The organism is Pantoea jilinensis, assembly GCF_019104105.1.
GTDB classification, from domain to species: domain Bacteria; phylum Pseudomonadota; class Gammaproteobacteria; order Enterobacterales; family Enterobacteriaceae; genus Pantoea; species Pantoea eucalypti.
In genome coordinates this window covers 3,477,466-3,496,942 of the sequence record NZ_CP077746.1, presented here as the reverse complement: position 1 = coordinate 3,496,942, position 19,477 = coordinate 3,477,466, and the positions used below count along the sequence as shown (strand labels likewise).

Annotated in this window: 17 protein-coding genes and 3 tRNA genes; 8 read left to right on the top strand and 12 right to left on the bottom strand. The window is 54.9% G+C overall.

Going from position 1 to position 19,477, the window contains the following annotated elements:
- Positions 1 to 44: 44 nt before the first annotated feature.
- Positions 45 to 1,130, top strand: coding sequence for a LacI family DNA-binding transcriptional regulator (locus tag KTJ90_RS16485; RefSeq protein ID WP_110411671.1), 1,086 nt, complete (start codon positions 45 to 47; stop codon positions 1,128 to 1,130).
- Positions 1,131 to 1,135: 5 nt separating this feature from the next.
- On the opposite strand, the gene pdxR is transcribed toward KTJ90_RS16485, so the two are convergent.
- On the bottom strand, positions 1,136 to 2,584 hold the full coding sequence (pdxR, locus tag KTJ90_RS16480) for an aminotransferase-like domain-containing protein (RefSeq protein ID WP_499025475.1): 1,449 nt from the start codon (positions 2,582 to 2,584) through the stop codon (positions 1,136 to 1,138).
- A 100-nt stretch (positions 2,585 to 2,684) separates the two neighbouring features.
- Between pdxR and KTJ90_RS16475 the strand changes: the two genes are divergently transcribed.
- Positions 2,685 to 3,398: a GNAT family N-acetyltransferase gene (locus KTJ90_RS16475; RefSeq protein ID WP_039658841.1), complete on the top strand. Its 714-nt coding sequence runs from the start codon at positions 2,685 to 2,687 to the stop codon at positions 3,396 to 3,398.
- A gap of 88 nt (positions 3,399 to 3,486) precedes the next feature.
- On the opposite strand, the gene opgB is transcribed toward KTJ90_RS16475, so the two are convergent.
- Both opgB and KTJ90_RS16465 read right to left on the bottom strand, forming a co-directional pair.
- Complete coding sequence (opgB, locus tag KTJ90_RS16470) at positions 3,487 to 5,778, bottom strand: phosphoglycerol transferase I (RefSeq protein WP_499025472.1); 2,292 nt, start codon at positions 5,776 to 5,778, stop codon at positions 3,487 to 3,489.
- A gap of 221 nt (positions 5,779 to 5,999) precedes the next feature.
- Positions 6,000 to 6,389 carry a tautomerase family protein gene (locus tag KTJ90_RS16465; protein WP_105099532.1) on the bottom strand — a complete coding sequence of 130 codons (390 nt, stop codon included), beginning with the start codon at positions 6,387 to 6,389 and terminating at the stop codon, positions 6,000 to 6,002.
- A gap of 102 nt (positions 6,390 to 6,491) precedes the next feature.
- Here KTJ90_RS16465 and KTJ90_RS16460 point away from each other — a divergent pair, with 102 nt between their 5' ends.
- Positions 6,492 to 7,409: a LysR family transcriptional regulator gene (locus KTJ90_RS16460; protein ID WP_008925518.1), complete on the top strand. Its 918-nt coding sequence runs from the start codon at positions 6,492 to 6,494 to the stop codon at positions 7,407 to 7,409.
- Here KTJ90_RS16460 and KTJ90_RS16455 read toward each other — a convergent pair.
- Entirely contained in the window at positions 7,386 to 8,399 is a 1,014-nt protein-coding gene (locus KTJ90_RS16455; RefSeq protein WP_003850889.1) for a glycosyltransferase family 32 protein, read from the bottom strand. The two genes, KTJ90_RS16460 and KTJ90_RS16455, sit on opposite strands and share 24 nt — an antisense overlap.
- A gap of 503 nt (positions 8,400 to 8,902) precedes the next feature.
- Here KTJ90_RS16455 and KTJ90_RS16450 point away from each other — a divergent pair.
- On the top strand, positions 8,903 to 9,868 hold the full coding sequence (locus tag KTJ90_RS16450) for a beta-propeller fold lactonase family protein (protein WP_003850884.1): 966 nt from the start codon (positions 8,903 to 8,905) through the stop codon (positions 9,866 to 9,868).
- Here the strand turns inward: KTJ90_RS16450 and KTJ90_RS16445 are convergent.
- Positions 9,850 to 10,404 (bottom strand): histidine phosphatase family protein, encoded by a 555-nt coding sequence (locus tag KTJ90_RS16445; protein ID WP_008925521.1) that lies wholly within the window; start codon positions 10,402 to 10,404, stop codon positions 9,850 to 9,852. The two genes, KTJ90_RS16450 and KTJ90_RS16445, sit on opposite strands and share 19 nt — an antisense overlap.
- 582 nt (positions 10,405 to 10,986) lie before the next feature.
- On the opposite strand from KTJ90_RS16445, the gene KTJ90_RS16440 reads away from it, so the two are divergent.
- From KTJ90_RS16440 to KTJ90_RS16430, 3 genes are all read left to right on the top strand, one after another.
- The gene (locus KTJ90_RS16440) at positions 10,987 to 12,375 is read left to right on the top strand and encodes an MFS transporter (protein WP_008925522.1); all 1,389 of its coding nucleotides are present in this window, start codon (positions 10,987 to 10,989) and stop codon (positions 12,373 to 12,375) included.
- 84 nt (positions 12,376 to 12,459) lie between these two features.
- On the top strand, positions 12,460 to 13,482 hold the full coding sequence (locus tag KTJ90_RS16435) for a LacI family DNA-binding transcriptional regulator (RefSeq protein ID WP_110411780.1): 1,023 nt from the start codon (positions 12,460 to 12,462) through the stop codon (positions 13,480 to 13,482).
- Positions 13,483 to 13,494: 12 nt separating this feature from the next.
- Complete coding sequence (locus KTJ90_RS16430) at positions 13,495 to 14,490, top strand: nucleoside hydrolase (RefSeq protein WP_110411667.1); 996 nt, start codon at positions 13,495 to 13,497, stop codon at positions 14,488 to 14,490.
- Between the two features lie 117 nt (positions 14,491 to 14,607).
- On the opposite strand, the gene KTJ90_RS16425 is transcribed toward KTJ90_RS16430, so the two are convergent.
- From KTJ90_RS16425 to KTJ90_RS16415, 3 genes are all read right to left on the bottom strand, one after another.
- The gene (locus KTJ90_RS16425; protein WP_008925525.1) at positions 14,608 to 15,072 is read right to left on the bottom strand and encodes a YbaK/EbsC family protein; all 465 of its coding nucleotides are present in this window, start codon (positions 15,070 to 15,072) and stop codon (positions 14,608 to 14,610) included.
- A 94-nt stretch (positions 15,073 to 15,166) separates the two neighbouring features.
- Positions 15,167 to 15,961 (bottom strand): siderophore-iron reductase FhuF, encoded by a 795-nt coding sequence (gene fhuF, locus KTJ90_RS16420; protein ID WP_003850871.1) that lies wholly within the window; start codon positions 15,959 to 15,961, stop codon positions 15,167 to 15,169.
- 194 nt (positions 15,962 to 16,155) lie between these two features.
- Positions 16,156 to 17,253, bottom strand: coding sequence for a GGDEF domain-containing protein (locus tag KTJ90_RS16415; protein ID WP_003850868.1), 1,098 nt, complete (start codon positions 17,251 to 17,253; stop codon positions 16,156 to 16,158).
- 231 nt (positions 17,254 to 17,484) lie between these two features.
- On the opposite strand from KTJ90_RS16415, the gene KTJ90_RS16410 reads away from it, so the two are divergent.
- Positions 17,485 to 17,769 (top strand): DUF1435 domain-containing protein, encoded by a 285-nt coding sequence (locus KTJ90_RS16410; RefSeq protein ID WP_499025466.1) that lies wholly within the window; start codon positions 17,485 to 17,487, stop codon positions 17,767 to 17,769.
- A 146-nt stretch (positions 17,770 to 17,915) separates the two neighbouring features.
- Here the strand turns inward: KTJ90_RS16410 and KTJ90_RS16405 are convergent.
- The 4 genes from KTJ90_RS16405 to rsmC form a co-directional block, all read right to left on the bottom strand.
- A tRNA-Leu gene (locus KTJ90_RS16405) sits at positions 17,916 to 18,002 on the bottom strand.
- A gap of 28 nt (positions 18,003 to 18,030) precedes the next feature.
- Positions 18,031 to 18,117, bottom strand: a tRNA-Leu gene (locus KTJ90_RS16400).
- Between the two features lie 30 nt (positions 18,118 to 18,147).
- Positions 18,148 to 18,234: transfer RNA gene (locus KTJ90_RS16395), tRNA-Leu, on the bottom strand.
- 151 nt (positions 18,235 to 18,385) lie between these two features.
- The gene (gene rsmC / locus KTJ90_RS16390) at positions 18,386 to 19,417 is read right to left on the bottom strand and encodes a 16S rRNA (guanine(1207)-N(2))-methyltransferase RsmC (RefSeq protein ID WP_008925528.1); all 1,032 of its coding nucleotides are present in this window, start codon (positions 19,415 to 19,417) and stop codon (positions 18,386 to 18,388) included.
- Positions 19,418 to 19,477: the final 60 nt, after the last annotated feature.

Below are 19,477 nucleotides of genomic sequence, written 5' to 3'. Positions count from 1 at the left end.
TCGGCGTCAATATTCCTGTCATCAACCTGTGATTCAAAATAATTATGACGAGTCAGAAACGGCAATCGAAAGCGCCTACCGTGGCGGATGTGGCACGCGCAGCAAAAGTCTCTAAAGCTCAGGCGGCGCGCGCGCTGGGAGGCTATGGGGCAGTCAGTGATGAAGTGCAGGAGCGGGTCAACAGCGCCGCCACCGCGCTGGGCTACCGTCTGAATGCTCTGGCCCGCAGCATGAACACAGGACGTTCCAATACCATTGGAGTGATTGTCGGCGATATCGAAAATCCCCACTTTGGCCTGGCGCTGCGCGGCATGGCCGATGTGGCGCGCACGGCCGGTTACCATCTGCTGCTCAGTAACAGCGATGAAAAGCTGCAGGCTGAGCAGGATGCGGTGCGGGTGATGCTGGAAAAGCGGGTTGACGGCATTATCGTTGCGCCCTGCTGTTCAGAGCACCATCTCAACAGTCACCTGACTCAGGTTCTGGAGGAGGGCAGAGCAGTGAAATTGTTTGATCGCGCTGTGAATGGCCTTAAAGTAGAGGCGATCTGCTGCGAATTTACTGATGTCGCCGCAGACGCCACCGCCCAGTTACTGGAGGCAGGCCACCGTTATATCGCCTATATCACCAGCATGGCATTGGCAACCGACTACAGCACGCCAGGCGATTTTGGCCTGACGCCAGTCGCCCAGCGCGTCGGCGGCATGATGCAGGCCTTTGCCGCCGCGGGTGTGGAATTTGATCCGACGCTGGTGAAAGTGAACGCGCTGGATGAAGTGGAAATCGCCCGTATCGTGGCCGAGCTGTGGCAGCGTCCGCAGCCGCCCACGGCGCTGGTGGCCTCTGACAGCGTGGTCGCGATGTGGCTGCTGCGTGAAGTGACGCAGCGCGGACTGCGAATCCCTGCCGATCTCTCATTTGTTATGTATGACAATTTTCCGTGGAGTGAGATTGTCACCCCGCCGCTGACGGTGGTGGCACAGCCAGTCTATGAGATGGGCCGTGAAGCGGCACGACGCCTGATTGCAGAGATACGCGGCGAAGCCGTCGGGCCGATGCCGCGCTTTGATGCCCGTCTGATGATTCGCCAGTCGATTGCCGCACCGGCCAGCCTCATCAGCGCGAAATGATCACGTTAGCCGGGCCAGCCAAGTAATCGACTTAGCTGGCCTGTGGCTGCGGTAATCTGTGTGTCTCTGCAGTTACCATATCCAATAACCAGCCCCTGCTGCACCGGTTCAGTCAGATAGAAAGTCGAAAGAGCACCAGGCGCGTAGCCAGCCTGGTGCAGCTTGCGGGTAATGGCGACGTCATCCCGATGAGGCTCGAGTGGCAGCACCAGATGCATACCGCTGTTACCGCCCAGCAACGAAATCGCCTGACCCGCAGCGCGCTGTAGTCCGGTTCGCAGCAATGCCTGTCGCTGACGATAGAGACGACGCATTTTGCCCAGATGGCGACGATAATCACCATTGAGAATAAAACGGGTCAGCGCCTGCTGCTCCAGACGGTTTCCGCCGCGCAGGATCTGATGCAGTGCCGGTCGAAGACGCTTGACCAGCGGCGCGGGCAGCACCATAAAACCGATACGCAGCGCAGGGAACAGGGTCTTGCTGAATGAGCCGAGGTAGATAACCGGGGCATTATCTGTCATGCCCTGCATCGCCATAATAGGCTCACCGTGGTAATGGAAGTCGCCATCATAATCATCTTCAATAATCCACGCCTGATGCTGTTGCGCAGCAGCAATCAGCGCCAAACGACGGGACGCACTCATTACTGCTCCGGTGGGATACTGATGGGTGGGCGTCGTGTAGATCAGACGGGGCGGGGTCTGTTCCCAGTGTATCGGCTGAGGGGCCAGCCCCTGGTGATCGGTGGAGATGGGGATCACGTTAAGTTCCCCGCCCTGCAGAGCCGCTTTGGCACCGCGATAACCCGGATCTTCAATCCAGCCATGGTCGCCCGGATTGCTTAGCAGGGCGACGCACAGCGTAAGCGCCTGCTGCACACCTTCGGTAATCACAATCTGTCCGGCATCACAACGTACACCGCGTGTGATCCGCAACTGTTGCGCCAGTACAGCACGCAGTTCGGGATCGCCGAGCGGATCGCCATAGCCGAGTAGCTGCGGTGGTGTGTGGTGCGTTACCTGACTCAGCGCTCGTCGCCATGCCGCCATCGGGAAATGGTTCAGGGCGGGTATGCCGGGACGCAGGGGTAGTGAGCCGGTGTCGGCCCACTGACTTAGATAAAAGGGATCCATCCGTTTTGCCAGCGGCCAGCTGGCTAACGTGTCGTCATCCGCCTGCCGGGCCGGCAAAGCCAGTGAGCTGATACGGCTGCCATGCCTATCGCTCATCAGATAGCCCTCTGCCTGAAGCTGTGTCCAGACGTTAAGCACCGTATTACGTGAAACCTGTAGCTCAAGTGCCAGCTGACGTGTGGAAGGTAACCCTGTTCCTGCAGCAAGCTGACCCTGCAAAATGCCCTGCTTTATCCGCTGATAAAGTTGCTGCTGCAGCGTTGTCCCGCCGGCTGGTATCAATGGAGCCAGCAGCAAAGGGGGGATCTGTGGCTTCATCGTCTGCTCCCGTGGATCTATCATTTTTCATGATTGTGGTACTTTTTAACCCACCATGATAGTGGCAATCTGCAGATATCATCTGTAGCCGGGAGGCAGCATGTCACAACATACTAATCAATATGGTCAGCCGGTCGGTCAGCCTCTATCAGACTGGCAACCCCGTCCATTACCGCAGCATCAGATTTTCACTGGGCAGGCGTGCCGGCTGGAGCCTTACAGCGTGGCACGGCATAGCGATGCCCTGTTTGAGGCGTGGTCGCAGGCTGAGGATGGGCGTGACTGGACTTACATGTTTATGGGGCCATTTAGTGACCGGCAGGCATTTCAGGATTATGCAAAGCAACTGGAGGCCAGTCGCGATCCACTGCATTTCGCGGTGATCGATCTTGCTACAGAGCAGGCGGTGGGCACTCTATCTTTAATGCGCATCCAGCCTGAACATGGCGTGATGGAGGTCGGGCATGTCGCTTTCTCACCCCGGCTGAAGCAGACCCGCATGGCAACGGAAGCGCATTTTTTGCTGATGCGTTATGCCTTTGAGACGCTAGGTTATCGCCGTTATGAATGGAAGTGCGACAGCTGTAATGCCCCTTCACGAAAAGCGGCGGCACGGCTTGGTTTCCGTTTTGAAGGCGAGTTCCGTCAGGCCATCGTCTATAAAGGGCGTTCGCGTGACACCAGCTGGTTCTCGATTATCGACAGCGAATGGCCACAGGTGAAAAAGGGGATGCAGCGCTGGCTGGCCGAAGATAACTTTACCGCCGACGGTCAGCAGCGCGAGAAGCTGGAAGCGCTGCGCGACAGGCCCTGAGCGGGGAACTGACCCGGTGAAGTCAGACAGGATTTCAGGTGATGGGCCTCTGCGGGAATCCGCAGAGGCGTGACCAGAAAAATGGGCGTTATGACTGTGGCACGATTTTAATTTCAACCATACCAATGCCTAATTTGCGCGGATCCTGACCGGTGATATTGCCGGTGTTACTCAGTTGCGGCTCCGGTGGTGCAATCACCAGACGATGGCTGGCAGTTGGATTGTCAAAATGCAGGGTATGCGTCGAAACCTCTTCACCCAGCGACAGCAACTGTTGCTGGTCGCCGACCCGAACCGGAATGGCCCGGTGTGCGTTAGGGCCATACGCGCGCGCGGTGATCACCAGATCGAACTTTGCGGGCAGCGCATCGACATAGTCGATATGCACTTCTGGTGCGAGATTGGCGTTAGACCAGCGTCCCCAGATTTCTGGTCGTGAGATGCCGCTAAAGCTTTTAACACTCTCCGGTGCGCCGGGCACGTCGAGTCGAAAGCTGTCGGCGCTGTAGCGAATATTGTTATCTTCAATACGAAGCTGCGCCAGGTTCTGCTGGTAACGCGCATCGCTGACGGCGCCGTCCGGGAACTTCACTTTGCCTTTCCACTGCGCTTTATCGACGTGCGTCACCGACGGCGTGCCACCGAACTGCCCCATCGCCACACAGAGATCGCCGGAGAGGGCCAGCGAAGGCTGCCAGAGCCGCGCCATTTTAAAACAGCGATCGACCCAGAGAAATTTATCAGCGGCGGCGAAATCGGCCAGCTGATAGCGCAGCGGAGCCGAATATTCTCCTTCCGGCATCGGCTCTACATGCTTGTCACTGATACGGAACAGAATCGGCAATTTAAAGGTGGTACCTGAGAAGCTGAAGGTATTCTTCGCCTGATTCACCGTGAAGTTGTCTATTTTCTTCGGGAAGTTCCACAACTGGATGATGTCGGGTTTCCAGCTCGTCACCTTACTTTTCATATCGTCGAACTGGGTGGAGAGCGAAATCGAGGAGAGGCTGCTGCGGCCCAGCCCAATCGCATTGTCACCACCGAGAATATCCAGCAGCGTGGCGCCATTATCCAGCGTGCTGCGCTTCGCCTCCATCAGCTCCGCCTGCGGTTTATCGCCGCGAATCACCATAAACAGATTGCGACGAGGCTGTTTAACCAGCCACGCATGCGCCGTGTTGTTCATCGCCAGATGATCGGAACTCACCACAATCACGGTATTTTTGAACCACGGTGACGCCTGTATGCGCGAAATCAGACGCGCAACATGCTCCTGCGAACAGGCGACTGCACTGAATGACTGGTTTGGTTTGCCCTCAATGCTATAACTCCGGCGATCGCAGCTGCGCGAGATAAACCCGTCAGGATGATGGGTGTCGACGGTCAGGGTAAACAGCGCAAAAGGTTTACCGGCCTGTGAGAGTTCCTGATATTTCTCAAAGACTTCATCCAGCACGGTGTCGTCGTAATAACCCCAGTTATTGCGGTAGGTGGGATCGGCAACGCGGCTTTTCAGTTCCTGCGAACCATACAGGTTTTCGGGATCGAAACCGTGCGATTTCAGGAAGATATCTTTACCGGCAAAACGCAGATCGGCGCCCTGAATAAACCAGTTCTGGTAGCCGGAGTTTTTCAGGATGTCGCCCAGACAGACGTTCTGGGGATAGAAACTGGAGAGTGACGCCGATGCATTGCCGTCAAACGGCGCAAACAGCGGAATGCCACACTGTGAGGCAACCATGCCCGCGATAGTGTAATCGGTGCCAGGCAGCTGTTCGGTTTCGCTGAAGTCGATGCTCTGCTCTTTCCGCCGGCTTAACTCCGGCGCTAAGCCAGGAAAAGCGATGGGGTTAAAATAGGTGCGCTCTAAGCTTTCACCATAAATGTAAACCACGTTGAGGTGCGGTTGCTCAATGCGATTACGCGGCACTCTGTAGAAGTTGTCGAAGTCAGAATCCGCCAGTTGGGTATGCGACACAATCAGCGTTGCGACCTGGCGAAAAGCCGGGGTGGTCTGCACGGAGCCAAGCGCGCAGACAGCCGCCAGCAGCGACCAGCCCATGTGATGGGGACGCTTACGCCGACGCAGAATCCACGACAGCAGACAGAACAGCAGAAACAGTACGATGATCAGCCCAATCGCCGGCACCACATATTTACTGACGCCCGCGCCGGTCAGGCTATTGGTCAGGGTATACAGCACCGCATCGTTGATGCCGTCACCCGTAAAATAGTTGCTGGCATAGAGCGTGGCGTTCAGCACAACGAAAAGCACCAGCAGAATCAGAACAACAATAAACCAGAATTTGTTACGCCCGGCTTTACAGGAATAAATGGCAATAGCGGCCAGAAACAAGGCGACGGACACCAATTCGGACAATGGGAAATCCTCTTTTCAGGGTTACGCGAGGCTTCACGCAACCAGCCATCTTCGGGGGATGGTTTTTCGACAATCTATATTGGCTGTCATCCGGCTGCAACATATCCGGCCCGAATTGTGCGGTGGAGAGCAGATTGGTTTATTGTCATTCCAGAAGGGAGGTTATCAGGCGTGACGGTGGCTGGCGCGCACCGTCGGCAGAGCAGAGGTCAGGACGTTTTTCAGAGTTTGCCGGTGAGATATTGTGCTTCGCCGTCGGCAAAACTCCAGTCACCTTTGTCGTTGGTGATAAAGCTGATCATTAAATCGTTGCCCTGCACACCACAATGTTCGCGCAGCTCACGTGCCAGCTCCGCCATAAAATGCTGTTTCTGTTCGCTGCTGCGTGGGCTGGTATAGACCCGCACCATCACCAGATTATCGCTGCGTGTAAATCCCAGTCCGGTATCCTGAAACACCATCTGATAGCGCTTGTTTTCCTGAACAATCTGGTAGCGATCGCGTTCAGGCACGTTAAAGGCCGTAAGCACAGCGCGGTGCGCTGCATCCAGTAGTGTACGAAGTTCGGATTCTGAACGACCCTGAATAACATCAAATTGCAGCAGTGGCATAGCGAATTCCTCATCATGATTAATAACGCTATGGTGACCGCTTTATCCGGCGGGAAAAAGCGCGTAGCCTGAAATAATTATTCGCTATAGTGAACAATCACAATGAAAGAGATGAAAACGGATGCGCTGTGGGATCATCTGCACTGGCTAACCGTACTGGCAGAGCAGGGCAGTTTTACCCGCGCGGCAGAGCGGCTCGACGTCAGCAAAGCGGCGATGAGTCAGAAAATCAAAGAGCTGGAAGAGATGGCGGGTGTGTTGCTGGTACAGCGCACCACGCGCAGTGTGCGACTGACGTCAGCAGGCGAGAAGCTGGTGGAGGAGCTCCGCGAACCGTTTTCCCGCATCGAGCAGAGTTTTTTCAGCGTGCGCGATACCGCCGGACCTGTGCGGGGTCTGGTGCGGATGACCGCGCCAGTGGCGTTTGCCCGTCAGCAACTGGTGCCAATCATTGGCGAGTTTCTGCGTGACTATCCGCAGGTGCGTCTGCAGCTGGATGTGACCGACCGCATCGTGTCACTGAGCAGCGAAGGCTTTGATCTGGCGATTCGACACAGTGACACGCTACCGGAAACCCATGTCGCGTTGCCGCTATGCGATACCCGGACGTTGCTGGTGGCCTCACCCGCCTATCTCAGCCTGCAGGGTGTACCGCAGTCGCCACAGGATCTGAAACAGCACAACTGTCTTTACTACCCACGTGGCATCGAGTCACCGCGCTGGCGGTTTGAGACGACAACGGATAGCGAACAGGTGCAGGTGCGGATTCAGGGCAGCTTTGCCACCAACAACAGCGAGTCAATACGCGATGCGGCGCTGCAGGGACTGGGGATTGCGATGCTGCCCGATTTCAGCGCCCGTGAGGCGCTGGCAGCCGGTACATTGCGGCAGGTGCTGCCGGCGTGGCAGCCTGTTGAGGCCTTTGCAGCCCGCCTGTGGATCGTTCGGCCCTGGGCGGCGCAGGTCCCCCGCGCGGTCACCACGTTCACGCAGTGGCTACGCGCGCGCTTTGACCGCTGAGGGCAATGCCAGCGCAGGCGGTGTGGTCTGCATCATCTCGCCGATCAAACTGCTGCGGTTATACAAACCAAGCCGCAGATTGAAATCGAGATGTAGCCGCTCGTTGCCGGTTAATTTGATAATCGGCGGTGGCGTCTGTGGCCGCTGATGAAACATCACGGATTGCGCAAAGGCGCTGCTGCTGTCGGCATGTAAACGCTGATAGTACCAGGCGCTGGCTTCGCCTTTACGCAGATAGAGATTGGCCCGCCGGTATTCACGCATTGCAACCTGCTGTGCCAGCGACAGGAGCTGGCGCGAGGGATTATCAATATTCTGCACAATCAGCGGAAAATCATCGCGCTTCTTCAGTTCATGGAAATAGTTGCGGATACCGACGTTTTTAACCGGCGCCAGTTGTTTCAGCCATTCGCGAATAAACGGGTTTTGCGGTGGCGCGGCCAGAAACCAGCTCTCAGTAACCGGCGCCAGCAGGTTCATCGTTGACTGCTCGCGGTAGTAACCGATGAGATCCATTGGCCGTGCCTCGTGCGCGCGATGCACCCAGGCGAGGTTCTCAAACAGCAGGGTGCTGCAGTCGATGCCGATGCCACCATAACGGTGAATCAGCTCAAGCCGGATAATTTCACTTTTATGGGCCAGCGTCAGATCCGAAGAGATAAAGCTGAGTTCGGGCAGCCACTGCGACAGCGTGCGCTGTGTAATCAGATACACCTGGTGATCGGGATTATCCCGCCGGATTTTACTGATGTTCAGCGCCATTGAGGTGGGCAGGTGATCGTTATGCCAGACCATCCAGACAATTTTTGGAATCTCCGGCAGATCTTTCTGCTGCGAGACCAATACGACATTATCTTCCTGTCCCGGATCATATTCCGGTGCCTGACAGAGTCTCTGCTGTTTCTTATTCCATAACATCTGGCTACTGAACGATATTCTTTTCCAGTTACGCCAGATTTTATGCGCTGGACGTTGGCGATGTGAAGTCATGGTGCACCTGTTATTTTTATTTTCCCGTCACAGTACAGGCTCTGCCCGTTCCGCGTGCGGCGGCAACGGCTGGCATTGCATACTGGCTGCAATTCCGATGAGTGCGGGAATGAATGAATGGTTTTCCCTGGTGGCGACGCAGTGGTTTAGCGCGCGGAAGTTTCCTCACGGCTGTTTAATTGCACTGCACCTTTTTAATAAAACATTATTTACACATTAGCTATGTCTTTTTTTGATTTTAGGATAATACGGAAATAATCCGGTCATCTTGTCGAAATAATAATATGGTCGCTGTTAATCATTTATTTAAATATAACGAAACCCTTAATTAAGGAATATCTTAATATCATGCTTTATTATCGGGCTGACATAAGGCCTGGTCACCGCAGTCGTGAATATTGCACTTAATAGGTGGGGTAAGCCCGGCTCATCAATCCGCAGCATCAGACAGGCTGAAGAGGATTGTCTACGCTTAAGAAGAACTTACTGAGAAAGGAGTGCGCATGCAGAGTGAAGCTTACGGTTTACTGGCGGTCGATAAACAGGGTAATCGCGTCCTGTTTCTTAATCCGGAAACCTTCGCGGTCGAGCGGGAACTCAACGCTTTTCCACCGCGGCCGCATGAACTCCTGATGCTGGCCCCCTGGGGTAAGGCCTATGTGCCTATTTATGGCGACGGCGTTCATGGTAATAACCCGCATCCGGGTCATAAAGTGGCGGTCATTGATTTACAGCGTCGCGAGATCAGTGGCTTTATCGATCTGTCGCCGCTGCGGGCACCCCACAGCGGACAGCTGGGGCGCGATGGCAAAGTCTATCTCTGCTGTGAGCAGAGTGCCGCCGTGGCGGTGATCGATCCGCAGACTGACAAAGTAGAAAAAATTATCCCGATTCCTTCTCACAATGCGCATCGCCTGACGCTGTCACCCAGTGGCCGCAAGCTGTTCACGGATAACGAAGAGGATGCGACCATCACCGTTGTGGATCTCTGTGAAGCGGAAGGACGGGTGATCGATACCATCCTGCTTCCTGGCCCGATTGCGGGCATTGCCGCATCACCGAAACACCCTTATCTGGTCGCCAGTGCCGCTGACGCGCCGCTGCTCTATCTGATCGATCGGCAGAGCCACCGTATTCGCCAGCGCATTACGTTGCCGGGTCATCAGCAGCCTTGTCAGGTGGTTCGCTTCAGCGCCGATGGCGAACAGCTGGTGGCAATAGGGGATCAGGAACCGCGGGTGACACTGTTTGACGATCTGCTGAATCCGCTGGGCGATATCAGCGTGGGTAACATGCCGATGGATGGCTGCTTCACGCCCGACAGGCAACAGCTGCTGATTGCCAATCAGGATGATGGCACGCTGAGTGTGATCGATCTGGCACAGCGTAAAGTCATTGCCACGCCGCGTGTTGGCACGGGCTGTGAGGTACTGGGCTATTTTCCGCTCGGTCAGATAAACGGACGATGATAGATCGCAGTGCTCCAGTGCCGGCTGCTGGCATGCTTCTCTGCCTGCCAGCCGCGTTTTCGTAACTCACGCGCAATCATTTTGTTCATGATGCCGTGGCCCAGCAGCAGTACCGTGCCTTGCTGTGAATGATCGATCAGTTTTTCTGCCGCCGCCGAAGCGCGGCTGCGTGCATGTTGCAGCGACTCCGCGTCGCCTGCATAACCGCAAAACCACAAAAGCCGCAGCAGGGCCAGCCAGCACACGGTCGGTAATTGTACCTCACCGGTTTTCACCAGCGGCACGGCGACTTCGCTGAACAGCGCATCAACCTCATGGGGTTCCAGACCGAGCTGGCTCAGTGAGGATTGCGCGCGGGGCAGGGGACTGCAGACGATAAACGTAGCCTGACGGGCAATTTCGATGCTGCGCGGCGGCGGTCCGTCACTGACCTGTGACAGATCGTACGCTTCGCACCAGTCAGCCAGTGCCTGCACACTCTGGCGACCCGCCGCCTGGTGGTCAGGTTTACCGTGTCGCATCAGAATAATTTTCATCGTATTTCTGTCCGGCCTTTTGGTCAGGGTAACGCATTGCCTGTGTTTACGGTGATTTTTCAGAATAAACAGCCAGTGTCATTTGCAGGTAATCTGCGCGTGCGATAACTGAAAATGATGAAGGGAACGTTGCCCCTTTTATCGTGCTTAATGATTAGTGAATCAGATAACTTACAGGCGCTGATGACTTTTTTTGTGCAATAAGAAGGCGGTTAACTCGCTGAATTTGCGCAAAAAATGGGTGATGACGGAATGTTATAGTGAAGTTTTTCTAACAAATATCGTCAGGATCTATTGATTTATCTACGCGCGTAGATACACTAAGTCCCCAGTGATTGCTCACGGTGCCCGATGCACAGTAGGCTCCATCGATTGTTAAGTTATATTCGCTCAGTTTAAGCGACCGGTGAAAAATACACCGGCGAAAGGGGGCGATGAATACGATTCCAACACCAGGGAATCCTTTAACCTTTCATCATGGTTCGCCCACTGAACGTCGTCACCGGGGGATTCCGCTTTCATCAGGGAATCGACCCATGGACGGGCGTTTATCGATCTGCATACTCATTCAGGGATAGGGTTATGACGGCACACAATTCCGTTAAGCAGCAGGCATCACTGTCATCCACTTCAGCCGCCGATGAGCGGTTTGACACCCCTTCAGGCCGCAAAGATTTCTGGCGCGCCACTTTCTCATGCTGGCTCGGAACGGCAATGGAGTACGCGGATTTCGCGCTCTATGGCCTGGCTGCCGGTATCATCTTTGGCGACGTCTTCTTTCCCGAATCAACCCCAGCCATGGCGCTGCTCTCCAGCTTCGCGACCTGGTCAGTCGGCTTTGTTGCCCGGCCCATCGGCGCGTTGTTTTTTGGCTGGCTCGGCGATCGCAAAGGCCGAAAGGTCGTCATGATCTCCACCATTATTCTGATGGGTGCTTCCACAACCTTTATCGGCTTAATCCCGGGCTACGCCTCTATTGGCGTATGGGCGCCTGCCTGCCTGGTTCTGCTCCGCTTTACACAGGGATTCGGCGCCGGTGCGGAGTTATCGGGCGGCACGGTGATGCTGGGCGAATATGCGCCGACAGAGCGCCGCGGACTGGTCTCTTCTGTGATCGCGCTGGGTTCCAATAGTGGCACGCTGCTGGCTTCGCTGGTCTGGCTGCTGGTGGTGCAGATGGATCAGCAGAGCCTGCTGGAGTGGGGCTGGCGTATTCCTTTCCTCAGCAGTGCGCTGATTGCACTGGTTGCATTGTGGATTCGCCGTCATTTGCGAGAGACGCCGGTGTTTGAGCGCAGAAAAGCGGAGATGGAAGCGGAACGTGCTGGCATGAAGGCAGCGTCGGTGGTCGATCAGCGGCCTTTCTTCCAGCGTACCCGCGCTTTCTGGACCATGGTTGGCCTGCGCATCGGCGAAAACGGCCCTTCCTATCTGGCGCAAGGCTTCATCGTGGGTTACGTCGCAAAAGTGCTGATGGTGGATAAGTCTGTACCGACCACCGCCGTGTTTCTCGCGTCGCTGCTGGGCTTCCTGATCATTCCTTTAGCGGGCTGGCTTTCTGACCGCTTTGGTCGCCGGATCGTGTATCGCGTTTTCTGTCTGTTGCTGATGTTTTACGCCTGGCCTGCTTTTACGCTGCTGGATACCCGTGAACCGATGCTGGTGATTCCGGTAATCGTGGTCGGTATGGCGCTGGCGTCACTGGGTATTTTTGGCGTGCAGGCGGCCTGGGGTGTCGAGATGTTCGGTGTTCATCATCGCTATACCAAAATGGCGGTGGCTAAAGAACTGGGCTCGATTTTGTCCGGCGGCACCGCACCGCTTGTTGCCGCTGCTATGCTTTCTTATACCGGTCACTGGTGGCCGATTGCAGTCTATTTCTCGGCAATGGCCGCCATTGGATTCTTTACTACCTTTGTCGCGCCTGAGACGCGAGGGCGAAATCTGAATCTGCCTGAAGATGCCATCTAGCAGTACCTGAGGATCTCATCTGCCAGAAGAGAGCGACAACCAGCAGGCCGTGTAAAGCGGCCTGTTTTTATGGAGGGACATGATGTGCCTAAGTCATTAACGGGAAAAGTGACCCGCAGAGAAGTTGCGAAAGCGGCAGGCACCTCAGTGGCAGTCGTCAGTTATGTCATTAACAACGGGCCGCGTCCGGTCGCTGAGGCTACCCGTCAGCGGGTACTTGAAGCGATTAAAGCGACGGGTTACCGGCCAAATGCCGCAGCACGCGCACTGGCATCCGGTAATACCAAGACCTTTGGATTGGTGGTGCCTAATATCGGCAATCCTTTTGTCGCCTCCATGGCGCACATGTTGCTGCAGGAGTCGATGAACCACGGTCACGTTATGCTGCTGGGAGATGCCGGTGATGACCGCAGGCGAGAACTGGAGTTAATTCAGGGACTGCTTAACCGTCAGGTGGATGGGCTGTTTTACAACAGCGTCGATCGTCATCCTTACATTGATTTGATTAAAGCCAGCGGTACGCCGCTGGTGATGCTGGAGCGGGTTGAGCCACAGCCGGGCGTTAACATGCTGCGGGTGAATGAACGTCAGGCCGCCTGGCAGGTAACGGCGCATCTGTTAAGTCACGGCTATCAGCAGGTCGGCATTATCAGCGGTCCGGTCGATATGCTCAATGCACAGGATCGCATCCAGGGCTGGCGTGATGCAATGCAGGATCGTGGCCTGCCCATTGATGAGTCGCTGATTTTTCCCGCCAGCTACACCCCTCAGGGTGGCTACGAGGCAGCGCAGGCTATGATCGCGCGGGGTTGTGTGCCGCGTGCACTGTTTACCAGTAACGAAGGTCAGGCGATTGGTGCGCTTCGCGCCTTTTCCGAACATCAGATTCGGGTGCCACAGGATGTGGCGCTGGTCTGCTTTAACGGAACCAATCACTCGTCATTTCATGTCCCGACATTAACGACTGTGCGCCAGCCACTGCGTGACATGGCCCGCTCTGCGATTCAGATGCTGAAAGAGGGCGAGAGCGAAGCGCAATTGAAGGAGTTTCCACACTATCTTGAAATCGGTGAATCCTGCGGTTGTCAGCCGCAAAGTCAGAGTTAACGTATAAAAAATATGAAAAGAATCATTATTGATTGCGATCCCGGCAACGGTATCGCGGGTGCCAACACCGATGATGGGCTGGCGATTGCGCTGGCATTAGCTTCACCTGCACTGTCGCTGGAATTAATCACTACCGTGGCGGGCAATACACCCAGCGACGTGGGCGCGCGCGTCGCCAAAGATCTGATTGTCCGGCTGGGATCGTCTGTTCCGGTCATCCAGGGTGCGACGCAGGCGTTACAGGAAGATCCTGCGCCGTGGCGTGAAACGCTGGATAATCGGGTCAATCAGCTTGCGCTGAGTGAGCTGTGGAAGGCCGTGCGTCAACCAGCAGATGTTGCAGCGGATGCGTTTGATGCTGCTGACGCGATGGGCAAACTGATTTGCGACAATCCGGGCGAAATTACCCTGGTGGCGATTGGCCCGCTGACGAATGTGGCGCTGGCAATGCAGCGCTATCCTGCGATGGCAGACTCTGTGGCAGAAATTGTCATCATGGGTGGCGTGTTTACGCTGGATGATTATATCAAAGACACCAATTTTGGCCTGGATCCGGAGGCTGCGCATCAGGTATTGCACAGCGGTGCCGCCGTGACGCTGGTGCCAATGGATGTCACCACGCAGACGCTGCTGACCCAGCAGGATCTCACCCGTCTTACTGCTGTCGATCATCCGCTGGCCGATTTTGTGCGAGACACGCTGCGTCCATGGATCAACTATTCCATGGAAACGCGTCAACTGGCGGGATGCTGGATCCACGATGCACTGGTTGTGGCCTGGCTGCTGAACCAGCGGGTCGCGTCTGGCATCGATTACCGTGTCGATATCGAGCTACGTCCCGGTGCAACGCGCGGTAAAAGCTGGCGTTATCGTCAGCCGCTACGGCTTGCTGTCGGCGTACCTGAGCACTGCGGCGCATGGGTTCATGTGCTGCACCGCGTCGATAACACGATGCTGTTGTCGATCATCGAAGAAGCCTTTAAGCGGCTGACTGCGATGGGCGATTAACTCACCCGCTTACTGGCGCGCCTGATAGGTTTGCATGATGCGGCAATGACCCTCAAAGGCTGATAAACGCTGTCAGGAGGTGTGCAGCATCAGGGCTGGATCAAGAGATGCAAAGCATTACATCGCTTCGCACACGTCGATCCAGCGGGCGTTGGTCAGCTCAGCCATCTGCTGTGGCGAGATGCGGACGGCACTGTGGATAGCGCCAGCGGCGGGTAACACTTCGTCGAAACTGCGCAGTGAGACATCACAGTAAACGGTCAGCGGATTCTCCAGACCGAACGGACAGACGCCGCCAACCGGATGGCCGGTCCAGTTAATAACCTCATCAACGCTCAGCATCCGCGCTTTTGCGCCTAGCGCGGCTTTCAGCTTGCGATTGTCCAGCCGGGCATCGCCGCGTGTCACAATCAGCACGACGTCGTTTTTCACTTTCAGTGACAGGGTTTTCGCAATCTCTCCTGGCGTCACGCCATGGGCGCGCGCAGCCATTCCGACCGTTGCAGTGCTTTCTGCCAGTTCGATAATTTCAATTTCAGGGGCGTGTTCGGCAAAGAACTGGCGCACGGACTCCAGACTCATCTTTCTCTCCAGGCTGATCGAAGGCGTAAAAATTGCCACAAGCCTCAGTGCCTGTAAACGAGATAAACGGAGAATTCGTGGTAATTACGTCTGTTTAGCTGCCGCTCAGGGTGCAATTGCCGCATTGTTCGACATCAGGAATGCGATAACGCTGGCAACAGCTGCGACGGACCAGTTCGCCATTACGCATGATCATGGTGCGGTAGAGCGGATTTTCGCTGCCATCCAGCAGTTTCTGGTTAAAGAATAGCGCCTGCTCCAGTTGCAGTACCAGCGTCTCATCGATCTGACTTTTCAGCTCACCCAGAAACCACTGCAATGAGTAGCCCATGTTGTTCCAGATGAGTCGGGCGTTGATATCACCATGCTGAGTAATACCATTAACCACCGGGATCAGATGCTGCTGAATCAGCCGATCAATACGCTGCTGAGGGTTAAGATAGCGGGCTTCTTCATCCTCCTGCACATCAATCCAGAACGTGGCCGGATGACCATTCTCATGAAAACCGACACGAATATGCTCTGGTGAGCAGTCCAGCGCGCGCGACTCCTGTAACAACGCCATGATCATCGGGGGCAGCAGCAGGCCAAAATACCATTGCGCCCACAGAGAGAGCACCGGCTTTGCTTCACGAACCGCATCAGGATGATCGCGATAGAGATAATCGCTGTAGCGCTGGATAAGTTGGGCAAAAGCCTCTGATTGTGACCAGGCAACGAGTGTCTGCGTGTCGTGCGGAGCGGGCTGGCTGAATTTAACAGAATCAAGCAGATAACTACGCTGTTGCTGCAGCCGCTCGTGCAGACTTTCCGCCAGTGGACGGTCATTCTGCCGAAAGATCATCGACTGAGCGTTGAAACGCTGTTCCTGAGCTGAAACGGTTGCCATGACGACTCGCGAAAAGTGTAGATAAGAAAGCAAATGATAATCGTTATTGATTAACTCTACAAGTCGCGTAAAAAAACGTCGCTGCCATCGGGGATTGGGTGGGGAATGCGATCAGCGAACAAACCCGTCTGCGCAATGCAGAACCGGCCATAGCGCGGCAATGTCAGGGTTATTACCAGCCGAGTTGTGCTTAATCAGGCTGGTTCACTTAAGGTCTCATGCTGTTTTCGCGGAAGATCTTCCCAGGCAAGAATAGTATTTCGGCCCTGATTCTTAGCCACATATAATGCGCTGTCAGCATTGGCTACCGCCTGATCAAAATCATTATCGTAGATAGGCGCAATGCCGGCGCTGATGGTGACGTGGGTTGAAACAGTCTCATTAAAAAGATGGGGTATTTCTAAATCCAGCACATACTGACGGATGCGCTCTGCCAGTTTCATGGCGATGGAGCTGTTCACATTGGTCATTAACACCAGAAACTCTTCGCCGCCATAGCGGGTGACGACATCGCGTGAACGGACTGCATCCCGAATAGCCACAGAGACCCGCGCCAGTGCCTGATCACCCATCGCATGCCCATAATTATCGTTGTAGGCTTTGAAATGATCGATATCCAGCAGCAGCACATAGTGGCTGCCAGCATGGTTTTCCAGAATATTGTCCAGTCGGTTCTTCAGGCCACGACGGTTATACAGTCCGGTCAGTGGGTCGAGCATGCTGAGGTCACTGAAGGTCTCTTTCTCTTCATAGAGTTGGTGCATCAGCCGCAGGGTAAAGTTGTCGGCACGGCGACGCATAAGATGCTGGAGTGAGAAACCAATCAGCGGCAGCATAATGGTCAGCAGAATCAGCGGCAGGTGCTGCCCATTATCAAGCAGTAATACGGTGAGCACCGGTGGCGCGACATGGAGACAAAAAGCCCCCAGATAATCGCTCAGGGCGATGGCACTAATAAATAACACACTGATCAAACTGATAATAAGAAAGCCGCCATCAAAATAGAATACCTGATGAAAACGATAATTAATGTGCCAGGCCCAGAGCGCGCCCAGCACCAGCGCGACAGGATTTAAAAGGGGGAGTTTTACTTTAGACCATATTAAATGTGCAATTAACATTATGCCGCTAAAAGACGCGACACAAATTACCGGCAACGTGGTATCGATTTTCTCATTGCTCATTATTGGCAGCAGATAAAATAGCGAAACGGCGATATTTAAAAACAGAAAAAGCATCACTGAAAGCCGGTATTTACTCTGTTTCAGTTCTTCATATGATTGTAATTTCATTATAAATACTCGTGACGACCCTGAAATACCAAAGCGCAAGCCGGCATAAACAGGTTGTGCCAGACAGTGAGCAAATTATTGCTGGTGCTGTTATTAAAGGTGTTATCGGTCGCAATCTAGCATTTTCCAACTGGTCTGTCATCTTCGTTGCCAGGCGTGACAAAAACAGGCTGCAAGCAAAGCAAAACTGACATATGATAATGGGAATGCTTATCATTTGAGGTTTGCGTCATGGGAATAGCGATTATTGCGGCCTGCGGTTTGTGGTGCGTCAGTTGGGCGCTGGGTAAAAAACTGGATAGTGCGTGGGGCGTATTGTTGCCCTGCATCGCGCTGCCGCTGTTCGCGTTATGGGAACCCAGCTTCAGCCAGTGGCGGCTGGTGATGACAGTTGCGCTGCTGCTGACTGTCGTCATGCTATTTAACCAGCGTCTGCGTCACTATCTGTTATTGCCTTCGTGTCTGGCGTTAGCAGGTGGACTGGCGGCGATCTCTGTGAATTTTCATCTGAGTTAATACAGGCGTAAAGGCGTAAAGCGGGTGTTCAGGGTGTCGCGACCGGGAAAGTGAATGCCACGGGAAGAAAACAAAACAGGAAAGGGATAAAGCGACGCTGCAACAATGCAGCTGAGACCAGCAGGAAAGCCAGAGGATGACAACGTTGGTGCGAAGAGAGGGACTTGAACCCTCACGTCCGTTAAGACACTAACACCTGAAGCTAGCGCGTCTACCAATTCCGCCACCTTCGCATCGAGTTGTCTGTTCATATCACCGCAATGGTGCGAAGAGAGGGACTTGAACCCTCACGTCCGTTAAGACACTAACACCTGAAGCTAGCGCGTCTACCAATTCCGCCACCTTCGCGCAGTGCTCGCGATATGAAACATGTGATTTTGGTGCGAAGAGAGGGACTTGAACCCTCACGTCCGTTAGGACACTAACACCTGAAGCTAGCGCGTCTACCAATTCCGCCACCTTCGCATACCCGTAACATCCTGAGAATGTTACAACCACGGAGGCGCATTCTAGAGATTTTACTCTTTGCGTCAACAACTATTTCGTCGGGCTGAAACGATCGCTGTAAAAAGCAACGTTTTCAGCCCGGCAACGCGATTAATGACGTTAAAAGCCCTTATCGTGTTTTGGCACCACGACCATAGACGGCGCGATAAACTTTAAAGCGGCCGGTCTGTGCGATGACTTCGTGGCTGCCGAAAGCTTCATCCAGCACCTGCGGATAAGGCAGGAACGTGTTCGCAACAATACGCAGTTCGCCACCGGTGTTCAGGTGCTTTACTGCTCCCCGGATCAGCGCCTGTGCGGCGTCGAGGCTGGTCTGGGTGCCTTCATGGAACGGCGGGTTAGAGATAATCATGTCGAAACGGCCGGTCACGTCAGAGAAGACGTTGCTGGCGAAAACTTCGCCCTCGATGCCATTGGCGGCCAGCGTCAATTTACTCGCTTCAATGGCTGCGGCATGCACGTCGCACAGCCACAGGCGTACTTTAGGCGAACGGGCAGGCAGTGAGGCGGCAATCACGCCTGCGCCACAGCCCATATCCAGCACTTTACCTTTAGTGTGCGGGGTAAAGGTCGACAGCAGCAGGGCGCTGCCGCTATCCAGACCGTCACGGCTGAAGACGCCAGGCAGAGTGTGAATGGTCAGACCATCCAGCTGATACTGATGACCAAAGGTGCTGGCATCAAACGCAGGCTGTTTGTCGAGGCGACCATGATAGAGACCACAGCGACGCGCGCTGTCGATCTTCTCCAGCTTCACCCACGACTCCAGCATGCCTTCGGCACTGCGGACGCCGCTGCGATTTTCACCCACCACGAACACGTCGCAGCCCACTGGCAGCATCGAGAGCAGGTTCTCCAGCTGGAACTGTACTTCCGGCTTATTTTTGGTCCAGAAGTAGACCAGGGTATCGCATCCCTGCACATCTTCCGGCTGCGCAACCATTCCGTAACGCGCCTGCTCGCCCATACGGCGGCTCAGGTTTTGCCAGTGATGATATTGCTGGGTGTGAACGCGCGATGAGGCGGTTTCCAGCTGAGCGGGCAGGTCATCCTGCAGATCGCCAGCAAATAAAACATGGCGGGCGGTAAATTCATCACTGTGGCGCAGAATGACTTCGCTGGCCGGGGTAAAAGCAGACATGTAGGGCTCCTGTAAGATCTGAGCGGGGATTATAGTGGTTTGTTGGCGCATGTTCGATGG